This window comes from Azospirillum aestuarii (assembly GCF_016632405.1).
GTDB lineage: Bacteria > Pseudomonadota > Alphaproteobacteria > Azospirillales > Azospirillaceae > Azospirillum > Azospirillum aestuarii.
In genome coordinates this window covers 75,182-95,233 of the sequence record NZ_JAEPIV010000011.1, presented here as the reverse complement: position 1 = coordinate 95,233, position 20,052 = coordinate 75,182, and the positions used below count along the sequence as shown (strand labels likewise).

Below are 20,052 nucleotides of genomic sequence, written 5' to 3'. Positions count from 1 at the left end.
GGAGGAGTACGCATGCCCCGCATCCTCAATCATGCACCGTGGTTGGTTCTCGCCGTGTTGGGAGCGTTCGCGCTCGGCACCGTCGCCCTGGCGCGCGGCGAGACCATCAACGCCCTCTGGCTGGTCGTGGCCGCCGTCTGCACCTATTTGGTGTCCTACCGCTACTACAGCCTGTTCATCGCCACCCGCGTCATGCGGCTGGACCCGGCGCGCCCGACGCCGGCGATGCGCCACAACGACGGGTTGGACTATGTCCCGACCAACCAATACGTCCTGTTCGGCCATCATTTCGCGGCCATCGCCGGCGCCGGCCCGCTGGTCGGCCCGGTGCTGGCGGCCCAGATGGGCTATCTGCCGGGCATGCTGTGGATTCTCGCCGGCGTGGTGGTCGCCGGGGCGGTCCAGGACTTCATGATCCTGTTCATCTCGATGCGCCGCGACGGGCGGTCGCTCGGTGAGCTGATCAAGGCCGAGCTGGGGGACATCCCCGGCGTCATCGCGCTGTTCGGCACCTTCATGATCATGGTCATCATCCTGGCGGTGCTGGCCCTGGTCGTGGTCAAGGCGCTGACCAACAGCCCGTGGGGCTTCTTCACGGTCGCCGCGACCGTGCCGATCGCCCTGTTCATGGGCGTCTACATGCGCTTCCTCCGCCCCGGCCGGATCGGCGAGATCTCCATCATCGGCTTCTTCCTGCTGATCGCCGCCATCCTGCTCGGCGGGCAGGTGGCGCAGAGCGAGACCCTGGCGCCGATGTTCACGCTGACCGGGGTGCAGATCACCTGGATTCTGATCGGCTACGGCTTCGTGGCGTCGGTGCTGCCGGTGTGGCTGCTGCTGGCGCCGCGCGACTATCTGTCGACCTTCCTCAAGGTCGGCACCATCGTGATGCTGGCGCTGTGCATCCTGCTGGTGGCGCCGCCGATGAAGATGCCCAGCGTCACCCGCTTCGTCGACGGCACCGGCCCGGTGTGGTCGGGCAGCCTGTTCCCGTTCCTGTTCATCACCATCGCCTGCGGCGCGGTGTCGGGATTCCACGCCCTGATCTCCTCCGGCACCACGCCGAAGATGGTGGAGAACGAACTCCACACCCGCTTCATCGGCTACGGCGGCATGCTGACCGAGTCCTTCGTCGCCATCATGGCGCTGGTCGCCGCCTCCTGCATCGAGCCCGGCATCTACTTCGCGATGAACAGCCCGCCCGCGCTGCTCGGCACCACGGCGGAGTCGGCGGCCCAGGTCATCAACAACTGGGGCTTCGTCATCACGCCGGAGATGATCACCCAGACGGCGCAGGACGTCGGCGAGGTGAGCATTCTGTCACGGGCCGGCGGCGCGCCGACGCTGGCGGTCGGCATGGCGCAGATCTTCTCCGATCTGTTCGGCGGCAAGGCGATGATGGCCTTCTGGTACCATTTCGCCATTCTGTTCGAGGCGCTGTTCATCCTGACCGCCGTTGACGCCGGCACCCGCGCCGGGCGGTTCATGCTCCAGGACCTGCTGGGCGTCTTCTTCAAGCCGTTGCAGCGCACGGCGTCCTGGGCCGGCAACCTGATCGCCACCGGCCTGTGCGTCGCCGCCTGGGGTTACATCCTCTATCAGGGCGTGATCGATCCGCTGGGTGGCATCAACACTTTCTGGCCGCTGTTCGGCATCTCCAACCAGATGCTGGCGGGGATCGCGCTGATCCTGGCGACGGTGGTGCTGTTCCGGATGAAGCGCGAACGCTATGCCTGGGTGACCATGGTGCCGGCGGCGTGGCTGCTGATCTGCACCCTGACCGCGGGCGTGCAGAAGGTCTTCCACAGCAACCCGGCGATCGGCTTCCTCGCCCACGCCGAGCGTTTCAGCACCGCCGCCAACGAGGGCCGGCTGCTCGCCCCGGCGACCTCGATGGAGCAGATGCGTCAGGTGATCTTCAACGATTACCTGGACGCGGCGCTGGCGTCGCTGTTCGTCCTGGTCGTTCTGGCGGTGCTGGTCTTCGGCATCCTGTCCTGCCTGAAGGCGCTGCGCAGCGACCGCCCGACCACGCGGGAAATCCCGACGGGCGGCGCCACCGCGCGCGCCGGGGATTGAGTAGGGGCACACCGTTCCGTCACCCCCTCGGGGATGAGGGAGCGGCATTTTGGAAAAGGACGACCGATGAGCGGCTTGAAAAGCAACCTCAGCCGGTTCCGCGGTTACTTCGAGCAGACGGCCAAGCTCATGATCGGGGTGCCGGATTACGACACCTACCTGGAGCACATGCGGACCCGGCATCCCGACCAGCCGGCGATGACCTACACCGAGTTCCTCGACAATCGTCTGCAGGCCCGTTACGGCGCTGGGAAGGCGGGGTGTTGCTGATGGGAGGCGTTGTCCCCTCTCCCCTCCGGGGAGAGGGTTAGGGTGAGGGGGGTGCGCATGGCGGTACGTCCGGCAAAAGCGCAACCCCCTCACCGGCCCTCCGGGCCACCCTCTCCCCAGAGGGGAGAGGGTTATAAGCGCTAATTCGCCCCCACGGGTTCGAAGCGCAGGATGTCCGGGGTCTGCATGTCGGCGGGGATCGGGGCGTCCTTGGCGGCGCCGCGCATGGCGGCGGGCGGGCGCGGCAGGCCGCTGCGGTCGCTGTAGTCGCGGGGAGGCGTCCAGGCCATCGCCTCCTCCCGGTGCAGCATCGCCGTGCACAGCACGTCGAGCGCCGTCACCGCCGCGACCGCGCCCAGCGCCGTGGCGACGTTCTCCCGGCGCGGGTTGCCGTCGTGATGCGCCGCCGCCAGCGTGCCGATGTCCAGCGCGTCCCCGGCGATCCGTCCCCACATCCAGGGGCGGGCGTCGCCCATCGCCAGCAGGCCGACGCCGGTCGCCACCTCGCGCGCGCCGTAGGCGCGGATCAGGCCGGCCTGATCCTCCATCCCCATCCAGCGGGCGAGGCGCCGGGCGGCCACCAGTTCGGCGACTCCCAACCCGATGCTGAACCAGCCCAGGCCGCGCGCCATCCGGTCCGCGGACGAATTCCGGCGATAATACGCCATGGTGCGCCTCCCTGTTACGGCTTGAGCACGACCTTGATGCAGCCGTCCCGCTTGTCGCGGAAGGTCTCGTACATGCCCGGCCCCTCGGCCAGCCCCACGGTGTGGGTGATGACGAAGGACGGGTCGATCTGGCCCTCCTGGATGCGGCGCAGCAGGTCGTCGGTCCAGCGGTTGACGTGGGTCTGGCCCATGCGCCAAGTCAGGCCCTTGTTCATCGACATGCCGAAGGGGACCTTGTCGATCAGCCCGCCATAGACGCCGGGGATCGACAGCGTGCCCGCCGGGCGGCAGACATACATCATCTCGCGCAGCACATGCGCGCGGTCGGACTCCAGCATCAGCGCCTGCTTGGCGCGGTCGTAGATGGAATCGAGCGTGGCGGTGGCGTGCGCCTCCATGCCGACGGCGTCGATGCACTTCTCCGGACCCTTGCCGCCGGTCAGCTCGTTCAGCCGCTCGACGACGCTTTCCTCTTCGAAATTGATGGTGATGGCGCCGCCGGCCTTGGCCATGGACAGGCGCTCGGGCACGCGGTCGATGGCGATGACCTGCTTGGCGCCCAGCAGGACGGCGCTGCGGATCGTCATCTGCCCGACCGGGCCGCAGCCCCAGATCGCCACGGTGTCGGTCGGCTGGATGTCGCACTGGGCCGCGGCCTGCCAGCCGGTGGGGAAGATGTCGCCGAGGAACAGCACCTGCTCGTCGCTCAGCCCGTTCGGGATCTTCACATGGGTGCGGTCGGCGAAGGGAACGCGCACATACTCCGCCTGCCCGCCCGCATAGCCGCCGGTCAGGTGGGTGTAGCCGAACAGCCCGGCGGTGGCATGGCCGAACAGCTTGTCGGCCATCGCCTTGTTGCGGTTGGAGCGCTCGCAGACCGAATAGTTGCCGCGGCGGCACTGGTCGCACTCGCCGCACCAGATGGTGAAGGGAACGACGACGCGGTCGCCGACCTTCAGGGCGCTCTTCGCCTCGGCCCCGACATCGACGACCTCGCCCATGAACTCGTGGCCCATGATGTCGCCCTTCTCCATGCCGGGCATGACGTGGTCGTAGAGATGCAGATCCGAACCGCAGATGGCGCAGGACGTCACCTTGACGATGGCGTCGCGGGGCTGCTCGATCTCGGGATCGGGGACGGTGTCGTAACGGATGTCCGCGGTGCCGTGCCAGACCAGGGCTTTCATGGGGGTGCTCCGTGGCGGGGGTGGGGAGGGGAGTAGCCGGCACGTCCTGTCGATGGCGGTGCCGGCAGGCCCGAACCGTGCCTGCCGGCACCGCCGTTTTCTGAAGAAGTGGGATATCCCAAGTCCAACTGGATCTGACGGCCGAAGGTTCCGCCGTTCCAGCCGCCGCCATTTCTGCCGCCGCCCCGGCCGCGCAGCGGAACCGCAGCGGAGCGGTGCCGCAATTTCATGCATAAGGTTTAATCAGGTCGGGGTGCTGCCTGCTCTTTGATCAATTGTGGAGCGGCTGCCCAGCGTTTCCGCGCCGTTCCGGCTGGCACGCCTCTTGCTCAACAGTCTTGTATACAAGATTGGTGCGGCAGCCTGATGACCCAGCTTCCCGACAGCATCGAAGACAGCGTGATCTCTGCCATCCTGGGCGGCCGGCTGCGGCCCGGCACCCGGCTGGGCGAGGCGAAGCTGGCCGAGGTCTACGGCGTCTCCCGCACCCGCGTGCGCGAGGCGATGATGCGGCTGGAGACGCGCGGCATCGTCCATGTCAGCGCCCGGCGCGGCTGGTTCGTCGTGGAACCCTCGGCGACGGAGGCGCGGGCCGCCTTCCAGGCGCGGCGGGTCATCGAGACCGGCATGCTGCGCGATCTGCACACGCTGCCCGGCGACGCCGTCGCCCACCTGCGCGCCCACGTCGAGGAGGAGCGCGAGGCGCTGCACACCGGCCATGTCGGGTCGCGCACCTGCCTGCTCGGCGACTTCCACATCCACCTCGCCCACGCCTTCGGCAACGCCTTCCTGACCGATATCCTGCGCGACCTGACCGCGCGCACGACGCTGGTCTCGATGCTCTACCAGTCCGACCAGGACGCCGCGGCGTCCAGCGACGACCACGCCGGCATCGTGACGCTGCTGGCCGACGGCGATTTCGCCGGCGCGGCGCGGCTGATGGACGAGCACATCCGGCGCGTCGAGGACGGCCTCGACCTTGCCGCCGCCCCCGATCCCCTGGCCGGCCTGCGCGAGATCCTCTCGCCCGGCGCCCCCGCCTGAACCCTTTCAAGCAACCCATTCCATCCAGAACCGGAGGAGTTAGAGACATGAAGCGCAGGACCCTGCTCGCCCTGGCCGTCGCCGCCGTCGCCGGCCTTTCCATCGCCCAGGCCCCGGCCGCGCGGGCCGACGCCCTTCAGGACATCACCACGCGCGGCACGCTGCGCGTCGCCGTCCCGCAGGACTTCCCGCCCTTCGGCTCGGTCGGCCCAGACATGGCCCCGCTCGGCTACGACATCGACGTGGCGAAGCTGATCGGCGCCAAGATGGGCGTGAAGGTGGAGCTGGTGCCGGTGACCAGCGCCAACCGCATCCCCTTCCTGCAGACCAACAAGGTCGATCTGGTCATCTCCAGCCTCGGCAAGAACGCGGAGCGCGAGAAGGTCATCGACTTCACCGACGCCTACGCGCCCTTCTTCAACGGCGTCTTCGCCCCGGCCGGCGTCACCGCCTCGAAGCCGGAGGAGCTGGCCGGCAAGACGATCGGCGTGACCCGCGGCGCCATCGAGGATCTGGAGCTGACCAAGATCGCCCCGGCCGACGCGGTCATCAAGCGCTACGAGGACAACAACGGCACCATCTCCGCCTTCCTGTCCGGTCAGGTCGAGGTGGTGGCGACCGGCAACGTCGTGGCGGCGGCGATACTCGCCCGCAACCCGCCGAAGCGGCCGGAGCTGAAGTTCCTCATCAAGAACTCCCCCTGCTACATCGGCCTGAGCAAGGAGCAGCCGGCCCTGCTGGAGAAGCTGAACGGCATCCTGGCGGCGGCCAAGGCCGACGGCTCGCTGAACGCCATCGCGCAGAAGTGGCTGTCCGCCGACCTGCCGAAGGACCTCTGACGACGACAAGGGCCGGGGCGCCGCGGGTGGCTTCGGCCCCCACGGCGTCCCGGGGTACGGGGGGCTGACCGGAGGGCCGCATGACCTACCGCTTCGATTATTCGTGGATCGCCGAATACTGGCCCGTCATCCTGAAGGGGCTGGTGACGACGGTTGAACTGACCCTGATCGGCACGCTGTTCGGGGTGGCGCTGGGCATCGCCTGCGCCTGGACGCGGTCGCTCGGGCCGCGCTGGCTGCGCCCGCCGGTCGTCGCCTATGTCGAGCTGATCCGCAACACGCCCTTCCTGATCCAGCTGTTCTTCATTTTCTTCGGCCTGCCGTCGCTCGGCGTGCAGATGACCGAGTTCCAGGCGGCGGTTCTGGCGATGGTCATCAACCTCGGCGCCTACAGCGGCGAGATCATCCGCGCCGGCATCGAGGCCACCCCGCGCGGCCAGTTCGAGGCCGGGGCCAGCCTCGCCATGACCCGCTTCGAGACCTTCCGCCACGTCGTGCTGATCCCGGCGCTGCAACGGATCTGGCCGGCGCTGTCGTCGCAGATCGTCATCGTCATGCTCGGCTCGGCGGTGGTGTCGCAGATCGCGGCGGAGGACATCACCTTCGCCGCCAACTTCATCCAGTCGCGGACCTTCCGCGCCTTCGAGAGCTATTTCCTGACCACCGGCCTCTACCTGCTGCTGGCGCTGGCCCTGCGGCAGGCGCTGCGCGGCGTCGGAAAAATGCTGTTTCCGCGGAGGGCCGCGCGATGATGACCTTCACCCTGTGGGACATCCTGCGCAACCTGCTGCTGGCGGCGCGCTGGACGGTGGTCCTGTCGCTCGTCTCCTTCATCGGCGGCGGGCTGCTGGGCATGGCGCTGCTCTACCTGCGGATCGGCAAGGCGCGGGCCGGACAGATGGTCGTCCAGGGCTATGTCGAGCTGTTCCAGGGCACGCCGCTGCTGATGCAGCTCTTCCTCGCCTTCTTTGGGCTCGGCCTGTTCGGCATCGACGTTCCGGCCTGGCTGGCCGCCGGGTTGGCGCTGATCCTGTGGACGGCGGCCTTCCTGGTGGAGATCTGGCGCGGTTGCGTGGAATCGGTCGCCCGCGGCCAGTGGGAGGCGTCGGCCAGCCTCGGCATGGGCTATGTCCAGCAGATGCGCTACGTGATCCTGCCCCAGGCGGTGCGGGTCGCCGTCCCGCCCACCGTCGGCTTTTCCGTGCAGGTGGTGAAGGGCACGGCGCTGACCTCGATCATCGGCTTCGTGGAGCTGTCCAAGGCCGGCACGGTCGTCACCAACGCGACCTTCGAACCCTTCACCGTCTACGGGCTGGTCGCCCTGATCTACTTCGCGCTGTGCTGGCCCCTGTCCAAGAGCAGCCAGATTCTGGAAAGGAAGCTCAATGTCGCTCATCGCAATCACTGAGGTGAAGAAGCGCTTCGGCGACGTCGAAGTCCTGAAGGGGATCAACCTGGACGTCGAGCGCGGCGAGGTCGTCGCCATCATCGGCAAGAGCGGTTCGGGCAAGAGCACGCTTCTGCGCTGCGTCAACGGGCTGGAGATGATCGACGACGGCTCGATCATGGTGGCCGGCGCCCAGCTCATCAACGACGACCTCCACCTGAAGGCGCTGCGGCTGAAGGTCGGCATGATCTTCCAGCAGTTCAACCTGTTCCCGCACCTGTCGGCGGGGCGCAACGTCATGCTGTCGCAGATGGTCGTCAAGAAGACGCCGGCGGGCGAGGCGGAGGCGATGGCCCGCCGCATGCTGGAGCGGGTCGGGCTGGGCCACAAGTTCGACGCCTACCCCGACCAGCTCTCCGGCGGGCAGCAGCAGCGCGTCGCCATCGCGCGGGCGCTGTCGATGCAGCCGATGGCCCTGCTGTGCGATGAGATCACCTCCGCGCTGGACCCGGAGCTGGTGAACGAGGTGCTGGCGGTGGTGAAGGAGCTGGCCGCCGACGGCATGACGCTGATGATGGTGACCCACGAGATGCGCTTCGCCCGCGAGGTCTGCGACCGGGTGGTCTTCATGCACCAGGGCCGCGTGCACGAGATCGGGCCGCCCGAGGAGGTCTTCGGCAACCCCCGCACCCCGGAACTCCGGCAGTTCCTGGGGGCGCAACTGGTCGTCTGACTGGGGAACGATATCCCCTCTCCCGCCCCGGGAGAGGGACTATCGGATAGTCTCAGCGCGCCGCGGTCTTCTCGCTCACCACCCGCGGGGTGTCGATCATGTCGGCGACGAACTCCGCCAGACAGCGGTAGCTGAGGTCCTTCAGGTGCAGGCCGTCGGTGCTCAGCACCTGATCGGCGGCGAAGTGCCGGCTTTCCAGCCACCACGCCATGATGCGGTAGCGGTCGAGCACCGGCACGTCGAGTTCGCGGCCCAGCGCGACCACGGTGGACGCGTAGGCGGCGTAGGAGTCAACCTTGACTTCGCCGGGGAAGGACTGCGGGTTCATCAGAATGACGTCGGCGCCGGTCTTGCGGATTTGGGCGATGCCGTCGCGCAGGGTGGCGGCGAAGGCGTCGAGCGGCACCTTTTGGAAGCTGTCGTTGGTCCCGACCTGCCAGACCACGAGATCCGGCTTGGCGGCCAGCACGTCCTTATCGAAGCGGACGAGGTTGGCCCCCGCCGTTTCGCCGCCGATGCCCTTGTTCAGGACCTGGATGGCCGAGGCGGCGTGACGCTGCTCCAGAATGGCGTCGAGCTGGGCGGGGTAGGCGGCGGTGATGGTGGTGGCCCCGACGCCTTCCGTGCTGGACGATCCCATCGCCACGACGGTCAGCGGGTGTCCGGCGGCCAGGGCGGCCCGGCTGTGCGTCAGTCCGGCGGCGGCTGAATTCGCACCGGGCGGGACCGGGCAAAGGGCTGACGCGGCCGCGGCACCGCTCCACAAGACCCAAGCGGCCAACACTCCGCCAAGCACCCGTCCCGTCATGAGCCACGCTCCCCTGGTTCGCCTCGTCGAGGCGTTCTGTCTGGGAGCCATGGTCCGGTGATCATGGTTAATGCATCGCTAAGCGAGGGGGCGGCTAACCCCATTTCGGTCCTCGTCAAAAGGGATGCTTTGCCGGGTTCGTCTGTATTCGGAATACGGACGAATGGGTGGGGCGCTGGCCATTCTGGTCACGTGGCTGCTGTCCGCCAACGTCGGGGCGTGGGGAGGTCCGGCGCGCGATCACCTGACAACGCAATCGCGAAACCAAGCCGCCGTTGTGCTGTTCAACAGGACGGATGCGGGTGCTTCAGCTGATCCAGCCCTCTCCCCAAGGGGGGAGAGGGGATGCCGATCGCGTCCGCTCGTCCATCCCGTCGCTTCGCGTGGTTGAAGGCATGCAACTGGCTGATCTGTTCGTTGCGCTGCGGCACCAACTGGATCGAGACCCGAAAGAGACCGAACGCGCCGCACAGCGCCTGGAATTCGCGCCGGACGATGCGGGCAGTGTGCTGCGTCGTCTGGCAGAGTTGTTGGAGGCTGACGACGGCGCCGATGCGCTCAAGTCTTGGGTCGACACGTCCGACGAGGGGATGCCGCTGGACCGGCGCGTGCTGGCGGCCCAGGCCATCGACCAATGGTTCGCGCCGCTGGCCTCGCGCTTCCTGGCGCGACGCGCGCTGTCCGATGGTCATCTGCGGGCGCGGCAATGGTACAAGCGGCACGGGCGTCTCAACGGCGACGCCGCCGACGGCCAGCTCATCCTGCGGCCCGGCCTTTTCGACCGCTCGGTGAACATCCGGGAGGTCACGCCCATGCGCGAGTCCTTCGACGTGGCCGACCTGTTCCACACCCTGCTTCTGCTGCCGCCGACCCTCGCGGCGGAGTGCCCCCATGGGGAGGACGGTGAGCGGCCCGTCTCGCTGGCCTTCCATCGCGTCGCCGAGGTCGCCGACCATTGCCCCAGCGATCCCGACTGGGCGCCCGTCGTCGGCGTGGTCCCGCTCGCCCTCGCCGAGGACGACCTCGCCCTGCGGACCTTTTTCAAGGATGGCGCGGACTGGTACGCCGCCGTTCCCGGCGACCTCGGCGCCCGCGCGGCGGCGGCCATCGACGCCTTGGCTGGCGAAGGCGCGACCATCGTCGTGTTTCCCGAGGTGACCGCCGATCCCGCGACGCTCGACGCCATCAAGACGGCGGTGCGGCGGCAGGCTGTGGACGGGCCGATCCGTTATGTCCTCGTCGGCGTCCGCCAGGACGGGGAGATGGATGCTAAGCCGCGCAGCACGGCGGCCCTGCTCGACCGGACGGGAGCCGAGATTTTCCGCCAGACCAAGCTGCACTGCTGGGACCTCGACTCCGACCAGTGCCGCTCCTACGATGTGTGCGGCCCGGACGGGCGGCTGCTCGACGAAGCGAAGGAGTTCATCGCGCCGGGGGATGGCGTCACCATCGTCGAGCTGCCCAACATGGGCCGGCTGGCGGTGATGATCTGCGAGGATCTCGGGCGCGAGCGGCCGGCGGCGTGGCTGTGCCGGGCCAAGCTGCTGGACTGGATCGTCACCCCCGTCATGGATGCCGGCCTGACGGAGGAGCGGTGGCAGGCCCAGGCCGGCGACGAGTCCTCCCGCACCGGGTCGTGCCGGGTGGTGGTGGCGAACAGCATGACCTTCTCGCACCGCTTCAACCGCGTCTGCGACACCGACGGGCAGGAGGACAAGCGCATCACCGATTGCGGGGTGGCACTGTTCTTCCAGCCGCGCGCCGACCCGGCGCAATCCTCGCGCATCCGTCGGCTGTCGCTTCCCATCGACGCGCCGGAGCCCGGCTGCGTCGCGGCGAGCTGGGAGCCGCAGACTTGGCCGGAGCTGAACACGGAGGGCTGTCCATGAGCGGGGAGGCGTATCGGACACTGGCCGATGGAATCCGGGACGCCGTCGAGGCCGGCCGCTGGGACGAGGCCGACGCGGACCTGGACACCCTGGCGGAAGAGGCGGCGCTGTGCCTCGTGCAGGATCGCACCGCCGACCTCGCCGCCCTGGCGCGGGAGGTTGCCCGTTGCCACACGGCGCTGGCCCTGCGCGAGGACCGCAGCCCCGAGGCAATGCATCGGCTGGGGCAACTCCGCGCCATCGCCGCGATGGTTGCCGCCGGCCGGGCAAATCGGCCCGCCCGCAGCGAGGCGGCACTCGCCCAGGCCGGAACGCCGACCGCGGCGGTGCTGCGCGCCTTGGGCGACGGTGCGAAATCCGGGCCGGCGCTCGTCGAGGCGACGGGCCTGTCGCACGATACGGTGGCCCGCGCCCTGCCGGAACTGCGCGCCGCCGGGCTGGTCCGCTCCTGGCCGGTCGGGCGGCTGGTGATGAACGAGCGAACCGGCGCCGTGGGGTAGCGGTTACTCCTTCGGCACCTCGCGCTCCAGCTCCGCCAGCCAGATGCGGGCGTTGCCGTCGGACGGGGCGCGCCAGTCGCCGCGCGGCGACAGGGAGCCGCCCGCCGTCACCTTCGGCCCGTTGGGCATGGCCGAGCGCTTGAATTGGCTGAAGCCGAAGAAGCGCTGGATGAAGACGCGCAGCCAGGAATGGATTTCGGCCAGCGTGTAGGCGCTGCGCTTCTCCATTGGATAGCCCGCCGGCCAGTCGCCGCGCGCCGGATCGGACCAGGCGTGCAGGGCGAGGAAGGCGATCTTCGACGGGCGCAGACCGTAGCGTAGCGTGAAGAACAGGTGGAAGTCCTGAAGCTCGTAGGGACCGACGACGGCCTCCGAACTCTGCAGGGCGCGATCGCTGCCGGCGGGGACCAGCTCGGGCGAAATCTCGGTGGACAGGATGTCGCCCAGCGTGTCCAGAACCTCGTCCGGAAACTGGCGGGAGCCGATGACCCAGCGGATCAGATGCTGGATCAGCGACTTCGGGACGCCGGAATTGACGTTGTAATGGGCCATCTGGTCGCCGACGCCGTAGGTGCACCAGCCGAGCGCCAGCTCCGACAGGTCGCCGGTGCCCAGAACGATGCCGCCCCGCTGGTTGGCGAGGCGGAACAGATAGTCGGTGCGCAGCCCCGCCTGGACGTTCTCGAAGGTCACGTCATACACCGCCTCGCCGCGGGCGTAGGGGTGGTCCATGTCCTTGAGCATCTGGTTGGCGGCGGGGCGGATGTCGAGTTCATGGTGCGACACGCCGAGCGCGCTCATCAGGCGGAGCGCGTTGCCCTTGGTCTTGTCGCTGGTGCCGAAGCCCGGCATCGTGAAGGCGAGGATGTCGGTGCGCGGCCGGTCGAGCAGGTCCATGGCGCGGGCGGCGACGATCAGGGCGTGGGTGGAATCCAGCCCGCCCGACACGCCGATCACGATGCGCGGCATGCCCGTCGCCCGCAGCCGCTGGACCAGCCCGGCGACCTGGATGTTGTAAGCCTCGTAGCAATCGAGTTCCAGACGCTCTTGCGCCGCCGGGACGAAGGGGAAGCGGGGGACGTTGCGGCGCAGCCCGACGTCTCCGCCGGGCGGATCGACGCGGAAGGCGACCCGCCGGAAGAAACCGCCGGTGGCCGTCCCGTGCAGGCGGCGGTTGTCGTCGAAGGTGCCCATGCGCAGCCGTTCCTGGCGCAGCACGTCGAGGTCGACGTCGGCGACGGCCATCTGGGCGCCCTTGGGGAAGCGTTCGGTCTCGACCAGCGTCTCGCCGTTTTCGAAGATCGACGCCTGCCCGTCCCAAGCCAGATCGGTGGTCGATTCCCCGGCGCCGGCGGAGGAGTAGAGATAGGCGGCGATGCAGCGCGCCGACTGCGATTTGCAGAGCAGGCGGCGGGTTTCCGCCTTGCCGATGGTGATGTTGCTGGCCGACAGGTTCGCCAGCACCGTCGCCCCGGCCAGCGCCGCCTCGGAGCTGGGCGGGACGGCGACCCAGAGGTCCTCGCAGATCTCGGCATGGACCACCAGCCCGTCCAGATCCTCCGCTTCGAACAGCAGGTCGGGGCCGAAGGGGGCGCTGAGGGCGCCGATGCGGATCGTCCCGCCCTCGGTGCCGGCGCCGGACGCGAAATGGCGGCGCTCGTAGAATTCCCGGTAATTGGGGAGATGGACCTTCGGCACCACCCCGAGCAGACGGCCGCGATGCACGGCGACCGCGGTGTTGTAGACGCGGCCGGCGTGGCGCAGCGGCGCGCCGACGAGGATCAGCGGCATCAGGTCGCGCGACCGCTCCACGAGGTGGACGACGGCGTTCTCCACCGCGTCGAGCAGGCAGTCCTGAAGGAACAGGTCGTCGATGGCGTAGCCGGACAGGGCCAGCTCGGGGAACAGAGCGACGGCGACGGCCTGTTCGTCGCACTCCCGCACGCTGTCCAGAACCGCCGCGGCGTTCGCCATGGGGTCGGCGATCGTGCAGGGCGTCGTGCAGGCGGCGACCCGGGCCATCCCATGGCGATAGAGTGATCCAAAGCTCAGGGTCCGAGCCGCGCCGTCAACCGTCATCGTGATCCTCTCCCAACCGGTCCTGCGGTAAAGCCCACAGGAGGGAAACCGGCGGAGGCCGCCGGTTGTCTCGCCCGTCGCATTCTGGCGGTTGCCGGCGCGGTGCTCAACCCATTGATCATGGCCGATGGATTGAGGAAGGGATCAGGCCGTCTTCACCTCGGCGATGAAGGCGTCGACGCTGCCCTTGAGGGCCACGGCGCGGCCGGCCACCTCGCGGGCGGATTGCAGAACCTGCGCCGATCCGGCGGCGGTCGATTCGGAGGCGACGCGCAGCGTGCCGATGGTCCCGGTCACCTCCGCCGTGCCCTGCGCCGCCTGGACGGCGTTGCGCCCGATCTCGGCGGTGGCGGCACCCTGCTGCTCGACCGCGGCGGCGACGGCGGTGGCCATCTCGTTCAGGCGGAAGATGACCGTGGCGATCGTCTGGATGGCCGACACCGCGCCGCCGATGGTCTCCTGCATGGAGCCGACCTGGCTGCGGATCTCGTCGGTCGCCTGCGCCGTCTGGTTGGCGAGCTGCTTGACCTCGCTCGCCACCACGGCGAAGCCCTTGCCGGCCTCCCCGGCGCGGGCCGCCTCGATGGTCGCGTTCAGCGCCAGCAGGTTGGTCTGGCTGGCGATGCCCTGGATGAGGTCGATCACCTCGTTGATGCGCTGGCCGGATTCGGTCAGGGCGCCGACCCGCTCCTGGGCCTGCTGGGCCTGCCGAGTCGCCTCGTCGGCGAAGCCGCGCGCCTCGTTCATCTGGCGCGACACCTCCTGCACGGTGGCGGTCATCTCCTCCGTCGCGGCGGCGACCGTCTGGACGTTGGCGGCGGTCTGCTCGGCGGCCGCACCGACGACGGTCATCCGTTCCGACGCCTGCTCGGCTCCGGCGGACAGGGAGTTGGCGGTGGCCTCCAGCGCGGTGGCGGCGTCCTTCATCACGTGCAGGGCCTCGCCGACCTCGCGGTCGAAGCGCAGGATCGTCGCGCCGACCGCCTCGGCGCGGTCGAGCTTGTGCCGGGCCTCGGCCTCCTGCTCCGCCTGGATGCGCTGGCGGTCGAGCGCGTTGTCCTTGAAGACGGCGAGCGCCCGCGCGATGTCGCCGACCTCGTCGCGGCGGTCGGCGCCGGTGATGACTACCGTCAGGTCGCCGCCGGACAGACGGCGCAGGCAGGACACCGCCTCCACGATGGGGCCGACGATGCCGCGCGCCGACAGCCAACGCCCGATCAGCCCGCTGGCGAGGATGCCGAGCAGGGCGACCGCGGCGATCAGCCACGTGGTCCGGTCGGCCAGAGCCTCCGCCTCCTCGGAGATCCGCGCCGTCTTGGCGACGGTGAGGCCGTTGTAGTCCTGGACGGCCCGGATCAGCGCCTCGACCTGCTCCTGGCTGCCGGAGACGTTGTTCAGCACCTCGCGCCGGGCGTAGGTGATGCCCATGTCGGCGTGCTTCTTCGCCGCCGCCACCGTGGCGTCCAGGCTGCCGACATAGGCGGCGTATTTGCTTTCGATGCCGTCCAGCAGCGGACGCTGCTGCGCGTCGGCGGCGGCGCGGGCGTGCTCCAGATGGGCGCGGACCTCGGCCTTGCGGTCGGCGACGACCGCCTCGATGGTGGCGACGCTGGCCGGGTTGGCGCCCATCTGATACTCGGCGCGGCTTAGCTCGACCAGATAGCGGTTCAGCCGGGCGCCCTGCGTCGCCTCGCGGCCCGCCTCCTCGACCCGGTTCAACTCCCCGCCGAGCGTGGCGAGGCCGTAGCCGCTGACCAGGGCGGTGGACACCGAAACGGTCCCCAACACCACGACGATGCCGAGAATCTTCCCGGCGATGCGCACATTCTTCAACTGCATGTCGGCCTCGGGCGGCGCCCTGTTTGGGTGTTAACGCGCTAAATCGATGCGGTGGATGGTGGAGCCGGCCTGGGTACCGGCGTCGCTGTCTGCGGCGCGGACGGCCCAGGCGGCGATCGCCAGATCCTGGATGCCCATGCCGGTGGAATCGAAGACGGTGATCTCGTCCGCGCTGGCGCGGCGGGGCGCCTTGCCCTCCAGCACGTCGCACAGCGTGCCGCGGATGGACTCGCGGGTCAGGCCGTGCGCCAGCGCGTGCTGGCATTCGCCGAGTGCGGCGGCCTGCGCCCAGTCGTCCACCCAGACGGCGGCGTTGAGGAGGATCGCCGGGTCCAGCTCCTGCTTGCCGGCGGTGTCGGCGCCCATGGCGCAAATGTGCGTGCCGGGGCGGACCCAACCGGCCTGGACCACCGGCTCCCGCGCCGTCGTCAGGGTGACGAGCACGTCGGCGTTGCGCGCCGCGCTCTCGGCGTCCACGACCTCGACGGGCAGCGGCCCGCCGAAGGAGGCCGCCAGCTCCTCGGCCCGCGCGCGGTCGCGGTTGGCCACCAGGATGCGGTCGAAGTCGCGGACCAGAAGCGCCGCCTCCAGATGGTGCGCCGCCTGCCCGCCGGTGCCGATCAGGGCGAGCACCCGCGCGTCGGGCCGGGCCAGCTCGCGGATGCCGATGGCGCAGGCGGCGGCGGTGCGCAGCCCGGTCAGGTGGTTGGAGCTGACCAGCGCCGTCGGGCAGCCGGTCTCCGGGTCGGTCAGCACGGTGGTGGACTGGTGGTTGGTCAGGCCGCGGGCGCGGTTGCCCGTCCAGTAGCCGCCGATCTTCAGCCCGAGCAGCCCGATGGCGAGGTCGCCGCCGGCTTTGATGCCGTAGACGTCCGGTCCCGGCAGCAGCCGCTCGCGCACCACCGGGAAATTGCGGGCCTGCCCGCGGGACACCTCGCGGAAGGCCATGTCCATGGCCTCGATGGCGTCGGCGGGGGACACCAGACGGCGGGCGGCGGTTTCATCGATGACGATCATTCTTTTACTCCAGCCGCATCCAGCACCAGCCGCGACAGCGCGTCGTCCGGCCTCTCCATCCGTGCCATGATCGAGAAGTGATCCTCCCCGGCCAGCGTGTGATAGGCGCAGCGCGACCCGCGGCCCCGGCACAGCGTGGCGAAGTCGCGCGACTGGGCGATCCAGGCGGGCGTCTCCGCCGAACCGACGACGACCGTCAGGGCCGTGGCGGTGGACGGCGGGTGGCGCATCGGGCTGACCCCGTCGACCATTTCCGGGCGCAGCCCGATGGTCTCGTTGACGGTGATGTCCAGCACCGGCGCCAGCTCGTAGATGCCGCTGATCAGGACGGCGGCCTTGATGGCGCCGTCCTCCAGCCGGTTCGCCCCGGCGTCGTCGGCCAGCGCCATGGCGATCAGATGCGCCCCGGCGGAATGGCCCGACACAGTGAGGCGGTCGGGATCGCCGCCCAGCGAGGCCGCGTTGCGGTGAATCCAGCGCAGCCCCTCGCGGGTGCGTTGCGCGATCTCCGGCAGGGTCGCCGCCGGGCACAGGTCGTAGTTCATGACCACGGTCGTGACGCCGCGCGGCACCAGCGCGTCGGCGACGTAGCTGTAATCGGCCTTGTCCCGCCCGCGCCAGTAGCCGCCGTGCAGGAAGACGTGCAGCGGGGCGCCGGGCGTTGCCGCCGGAAACACGTCGAGCGTGGACAACGGGCTGTCGCCGTAGGCGATGTCGCAGCGCGCGGCGCGGCGCTCGCGGGCGGCGCGGCTTAGCGCGGCGGCGCGCTCGGCGTGACGCGCGAAGTCGGGGACGGAATGGCGGGGGTTGTACTGCCACTCGTGATCGTCAGGGACGACTGACACGATGGGACCTCCTGGGTTCCGGAGAAGGGGGGCGCTCAGACCAGATCCATCAGCTGGGTCCACAGCTGGTGCCGCTTGGCGACGTACTCCGGCGTGTCGCGCAGCGCCTCGCCCAGGCTGGCGCGCGGGCGCGGGATGTCGATCGGCACGATCTCGCGGATGCGGCCGGGGCGGGGCGACATGACCACCACCCGGTCGGCGAGGCAGACGGCCTCGTCCACGCTGTGGGTGACGAAGAGGATCGTCTTGCCCATGCGCTCGGTCAGGCCGAGCATCTCGTTCTGCAAAATCTCGCGTGTCAGCGCGTCGAGCGCGCCGAACGGCTCGTCCAGCAGCATGATCTCCGGCTCGATCGCCAGGGCGCGGGCGATGCCGACGCGCTGCTGCATGCCGCCGGACAGCTGGTGCGGGAAGCGGTCGCCGAAGCCCTTCAGCCCGACCGTGGCGAGCACGCGCTCCGTGGTCTCGCCTTGGCGGGCGGCGGGGATGCCCTTGGCCTCCAGCGCGAAGCCGATGTTCTGGGCGGCGGTCAGCCAGGGCAGCAGGCCGTACTGCTGGAAGACGAAGCCGCGGTCGTGGCCGGGGCCGGTGACCGGCTTGCCGTCGATGAGGATCTCGCCGCTGGTCGCCGTCTCCAAACCTTGGATGATGCGCAGCAGAGTGGTCTTGCCGCAGCCGCTGGGCCCGACGAAGGCGACGAACTCGCCCTCCTCCACGTCCAGGTCGACGCCGTCGAGCGCCGTCATCGACGGCCCTCCGGACACCGGGAAACGCTTGGTCAGGTTGCGGACGGACAGCTTGGGCATGGGACGGCACCGGGTCTTGAAGCGGGACGGCGGGCGGAATGTGGGAGGAAGCGGTCGGGGCTATCGCATTCGGCCTTGATAGCCCTCTCCCCGCAGAGGAGAGGGAACTCCGAATGCGATAGCCTTGGGAGGATTACGGCTGCTTGTAGGTGCCGATTTCCGCCAGCACTTCCTGGACGATGCTGGTGTCCAGCACCTTCTCGGCCGGGTGGACGGCCTTCTGCAGGCCGCCTTCGACGTTCAGCTCCTGCATGTACTTGGCCTGATCGGCGGTGACGGTGCCGTTCGGGTTCCAGATGCCGCCGACCTTGTAGAACTCGTAGAACTCGGCGAGCTGCTCGTCGTTGTAGTCGAAGTGCTTCTTCGCGACGTCCAGCGCGCCCTTCTCGTTGTCGAAGATCCAGCGGGTCGCCTCCAGCTCCGCCTTGACGAAGCGCTTCAGCACGTCGCGCTTCTTGGCGATGGTCTGGTCGTTCACGTCCCAGGGGGTCATCACGTAGTTGGGCAGCTTCTTGGAGACGACGAACAGCACCTTGGCGTTCTTGTCGTGCGCGGCCTTCGGGTCGTAGTTGGAGACGGTCGCGTCGATGGTGCCGGTCAGGATGCCGTTGATGCGGGCCGAGGAGCCCTTCAGCGAAACCCACTGGACCGACTTGATCTGCTCCTCGGTCATGCCGGCCTGGCGCATCAGGGCGGTGATGACGACGTGCGGCAGCGAGCCGGGGGAGGAGATGCCGACCTTCTTGCCCGGCAGGTCGGTGACGTCCTTCACGCCCGACGCGGCGTTGGCGTAGAAGGCGTAATGCAGGCCGGTGTGGACGCCGCCGATGGTCTTCAGGGTGCCGCCCTTGTCGGCCGCCGCCAGCGTCTCCGACATGCCGGCCTGGCTGATGTCCAGCTCCCCGGCGATCAACGAGCGCACGGGGATGGAGCTGTCGGCGATGTGCACCAGCTCCACCGTCAGGCCGTTCTTCTCGTAGAAGCCCTGGTCCTGCGCGACAAACTCGACGAGGTTCAGGAACATCTTGGCCGGCATGCCGATCTTCAGCGCGTCGGCGGCGAGCGCGGCGGTGCTCATCGCCACGGAGAAGGCACCCGCCAGCAGGGCGGCCTTCAGCGAACGGGACATCATGCTCATGATCCCTCTTCCTTCTTCAATCCGGTGTGGTGTGGGGCGCGTGTGGTGTGGGGGAGGCGGGCCGCTCAGCGGCGGCGCCAGCGGCCGAAGCGCTCTTCGACCTTCTGAACCAGGATGGTCAGCGCGTTGGCGAGCAGGGCCACCACCAGGACCGGGGCGAAGGCCTTGGCCGTCTCGAACGCGTTGGTGTAGTTGATGATCAGGCCGCCGAGGCCGGAGATGGAGGTCAGGAACTCCGCCACGATCATCGCGATGATGCCGCGGCCGAGCGCGATGCGCAGGCCGCTCGCCACGTAGGGAAGGGCGTAGGGCGCGATGATCTTGCGGTAGACCATGAGCCGCGAGGCCATGAAGGCCTTGCCGATGTCCAGGTAGTGACGGTCGACGTTCTTCACGCCGGTGACCGTGTTGATGATCACCGGGAAGACCGCGAACAGGATGATGATCGTGATCTTCGCCAGGAAGCCGATGCCCACCCACAGCATCAGGATGGGGATCAGCGCCACCAGCGGCATGGCGTAGAGCGCGTTGATGTAGGGATCGAGAATCACCTCCACCGTGCGGTTCGTGCCCATCGCGAAGCCGATCACGATGCCGATGACCGAGGCGATGATGAAGCCCAGAACGAAGGTCGACATGCTGTCGATGGTCGCCGAGAAAAGCTCGCCGTTCAGCAGCAGTTCCCAGGTCGCCACGGCGATGTCGCTGGGCACCGCGACCAGCAGTTTGTTCGCGTCGCGCGCCGCGAATTCCCAGACGGCGAGCAGCAGGACCAGCGTGCCGAGTTGAAGCAGCCGTTCGCGGCGCCTCTGCCGGTTGGGGTCGGACGCCGCCGCAGGCTCGTCGGCGCTCTTCGAAACGGCGCCCGCTTGTGCACTCCGCTGCACGCCTGCCTCCTGTGTGCGAGGTGATGGTATGGTGTGG

The 20,052-nt window shown here is 69.0% G+C and carries 19 protein-coding genes; 9 read left to right on the top strand and 10 right to left on the bottom strand.

What is annotated here, in order from left to right; all coding sequences use genetic code 11:
- Nucleotides 1–12: 12 nt before the first annotated feature.
- Both JJL56_RS19200 and JJL56_RS19195 read left to right on the top strand, forming a co-directional pair.
- A complete protein-coding gene (locus JJL56_RS19200; RefSeq protein WP_200485961.1) occupies nucleotides 13–2,079 on the top strand; it encodes a carbon starvation CstA family protein in 2,067 nt (688 codons plus the stop codon).
- A 66-nt stretch (nucleotides 2,080–2,145) separates the two neighbouring features.
- Nucleotides 2,146–2,349: a YbdD/YjiX family protein gene (locus JJL56_RS19195; protein WP_014197888.1), complete on the top strand. Its 204-nt coding sequence runs from the start codon at nucleotides 2,146–2,148 to the stop codon at nucleotides 2,347–2,349.
- A 140-nt stretch (nucleotides 2,350–2,489) separates the two neighbouring features.
- Here the strand turns inward: JJL56_RS19195 and JJL56_RS19190 are convergent, their stop codons facing one another.
- Nucleotides 2,490–3,017, bottom strand: a complete 528-nt coding sequence (locus JJL56_RS19190; protein ID WP_200485960.1) for a cyclase dehydrase — start codon at nucleotides 3,015–3,017, stop codon at nucleotides 2,490–2,492.
- A gap of 14 nt (nucleotides 3,018–3,031) precedes the next feature.
- On the bottom strand, nucleotides 3,032–4,204 hold the full coding sequence (locus JJL56_RS19185) for a zinc-dependent alcohol dehydrogenase (RefSeq protein WP_200485959.1): 1,173 nt from the start codon (nucleotides 4,202–4,204) through the stop codon (nucleotides 3,032–3,034).
- A 366-nt stretch (nucleotides 4,205–4,570) separates the two neighbouring features.
- Between JJL56_RS19185 and JJL56_RS19180 the strand changes: the two genes are divergently transcribed.
- The 5 genes from JJL56_RS19180 (at nucleotide 4,571) to JJL56_RS19160 (ending at nucleotide 8,207) form a co-directional block, all read left to right on the top strand.
- Nucleotides 4,571–5,248 carry a GntR family transcriptional regulator gene (locus tag JJL56_RS19180; RefSeq protein ID WP_145627020.1) on the top strand — a complete coding sequence of 226 codons (678 nt, stop codon included), beginning with the start codon at nucleotides 4,571–4,573 and terminating at the stop codon, nucleotides 5,246–5,248.
- 47 nt (nucleotides 5,249–5,295) lie between these two features.
- On the top strand, nucleotides 5,296–6,087 hold the full coding sequence (locus tag JJL56_RS19175) for a transporter substrate-binding domain-containing protein (protein WP_094305081.1): 792 nt from the start codon (nucleotides 5,296–5,298) through the stop codon (nucleotides 6,085–6,087).
- Nucleotides 6,088–6,167: 80 nt separating this feature from the next.
- Nucleotides 6,168–6,839, top strand: coding sequence for an amino acid ABC transporter permease (locus JJL56_RS19170; RefSeq protein WP_200485958.1), 672 nt, complete (start codon nucleotides 6,168–6,170; stop codon nucleotides 6,837–6,839).
- The gene (locus tag JJL56_RS19165) at nucleotides 6,836–7,495 is read left to right on the top strand and encodes an amino acid ABC transporter permease (RefSeq protein ID WP_200485957.1); all 660 of its coding nucleotides are present in this window, start codon (nucleotides 6,836–6,838) and stop codon (nucleotides 7,493–7,495) included. Before JJL56_RS19170 ends, JJL56_RS19165 begins: the two co-directional genes overlap by 4 nt.
- Complete coding sequence (locus JJL56_RS19160; RefSeq protein WP_040134624.1) at nucleotides 7,473–8,207, top strand: amino acid ABC transporter ATP-binding protein; 735 nt, start codon at nucleotides 7,473–7,475, stop codon at nucleotides 8,205–8,207. Before JJL56_RS19165 ends, JJL56_RS19160 begins: the two co-directional genes overlap by 23 nt.
- 52 nt (nucleotides 8,208–8,259) lie before the next feature.
- Here the strand turns inward: JJL56_RS19160 and JJL56_RS19155 are convergent, their stop codons facing one another.
- The gene (locus JJL56_RS19155; RefSeq protein ID WP_200485956.1) at nucleotides 8,260–9,015 is read right to left on the bottom strand and encodes an SGNH/GDSL hydrolase family protein; all 756 of its coding nucleotides are present in this window, start codon (nucleotides 9,013–9,015) and stop codon (nucleotides 8,260–8,262) included.
- A gap of 395 nt (nucleotides 9,016–9,410) precedes the next feature.
- Between JJL56_RS19155 and JJL56_RS19150 the strand changes: the two genes are divergently transcribed.
- Together JJL56_RS19150 and JJL56_RS19145 are read left to right on the top strand one after the other, a co-directional pair.
- The gene (locus JJL56_RS19150) at nucleotides 9,411–10,904 is read left to right on the top strand and encodes a carbon-nitrogen hydrolase family protein (RefSeq protein WP_200485955.1); all 1,494 of its coding nucleotides are present in this window, start codon (nucleotides 9,411–9,413) and stop codon (nucleotides 10,902–10,904) included.
- The gene (locus tag JJL56_RS19145) at nucleotides 10,901–11,404 is read left to right on the top strand and encodes a hypothetical protein (protein ID WP_200485954.1); all 504 of its coding nucleotides are present in this window, start codon (nucleotides 10,901–10,903) and stop codon (nucleotides 11,402–11,404) included. The genes JJL56_RS19150 and JJL56_RS19145 overlap by 4 nt, the downstream gene beginning before the upstream one ends.
- Before the next feature lie 3 nt (nucleotides 11,405–11,407).
- Here the strand turns inward: JJL56_RS19145 and JJL56_RS19140 are convergent, their stop codons facing one another.
- The 7 genes from JJL56_RS19140 to JJL56_RS33205 all read right to left on the bottom strand — a co-directional run bounded on the left by JJL56_RS19140 (nucleotide 11,408) and on the right by JJL56_RS33205 (nucleotide 20,015).
- Complete coding sequence (locus JJL56_RS19140; RefSeq protein WP_200485953.1) at nucleotides 11,408–13,483, bottom strand: NAD(+) synthase; 2,076 nt, start codon at nucleotides 13,481–13,483, stop codon at nucleotides 11,408–11,410.
- Between the two features lie 144 nt (nucleotides 13,484–13,627).
- Nucleotides 13,628–15,322, bottom strand: a complete 1,695-nt coding sequence (locus JJL56_RS19135) for a methyl-accepting chemotaxis protein (RefSeq protein ID WP_145627031.1) — start codon at nucleotides 15,320–15,322, stop codon at nucleotides 13,628–13,630.
- 30 nt (nucleotides 15,323–15,352) lie between these two features.
- Nucleotides 15,353–16,339 (bottom strand): ornithine cyclodeaminase family protein, encoded by a 987-nt coding sequence (locus tag JJL56_RS19130; RefSeq protein ID WP_200485952.1) that lies wholly within the window; start codon nucleotides 16,337–16,339, stop codon nucleotides 15,353–15,355.
- Nucleotides 16,336–17,184, bottom strand: coding sequence for an alpha/beta hydrolase fold domain-containing protein (locus JJL56_RS19125; RefSeq protein WP_200485951.1), 849 nt, complete (start codon nucleotides 17,182–17,184; stop codon nucleotides 16,336–16,338). Before JJL56_RS19125 ends, JJL56_RS19130 begins: the two co-directional genes overlap by 4 nt.
- Nucleotides 17,185–17,219: 35 nt before the next feature.
- The gene (locus tag JJL56_RS19120) at nucleotides 17,220–17,990 is read right to left on the bottom strand and encodes an ABC transporter ATP-binding protein (RefSeq protein WP_200485950.1); all 771 of its coding nucleotides are present in this window, start codon (nucleotides 17,988–17,990) and stop codon (nucleotides 17,220–17,222) included.
- 133 nt (nucleotides 17,991–18,123) lie between these two features.
- Nucleotides 18,124–19,128, bottom strand: a complete 1,005-nt coding sequence (locus JJL56_RS19115; protein ID WP_145627037.1) for an ABC transporter substrate-binding protein — start codon at nucleotides 19,126–19,128, stop codon at nucleotides 18,124–18,126.
- A 65-nt stretch (nucleotides 19,129–19,193) separates the two neighbouring features.
- Nucleotides 19,194–20,015: an ABC transporter permease subunit gene (locus JJL56_RS33205; RefSeq protein WP_200485949.1), complete on the bottom strand. Its 822-nt coding sequence runs from the start codon at nucleotides 20,013–20,015 to the stop codon at nucleotides 19,194–19,196.
- Between the last annotated feature and the right edge of the window lie 37 nt (nucleotides 20,016–20,052).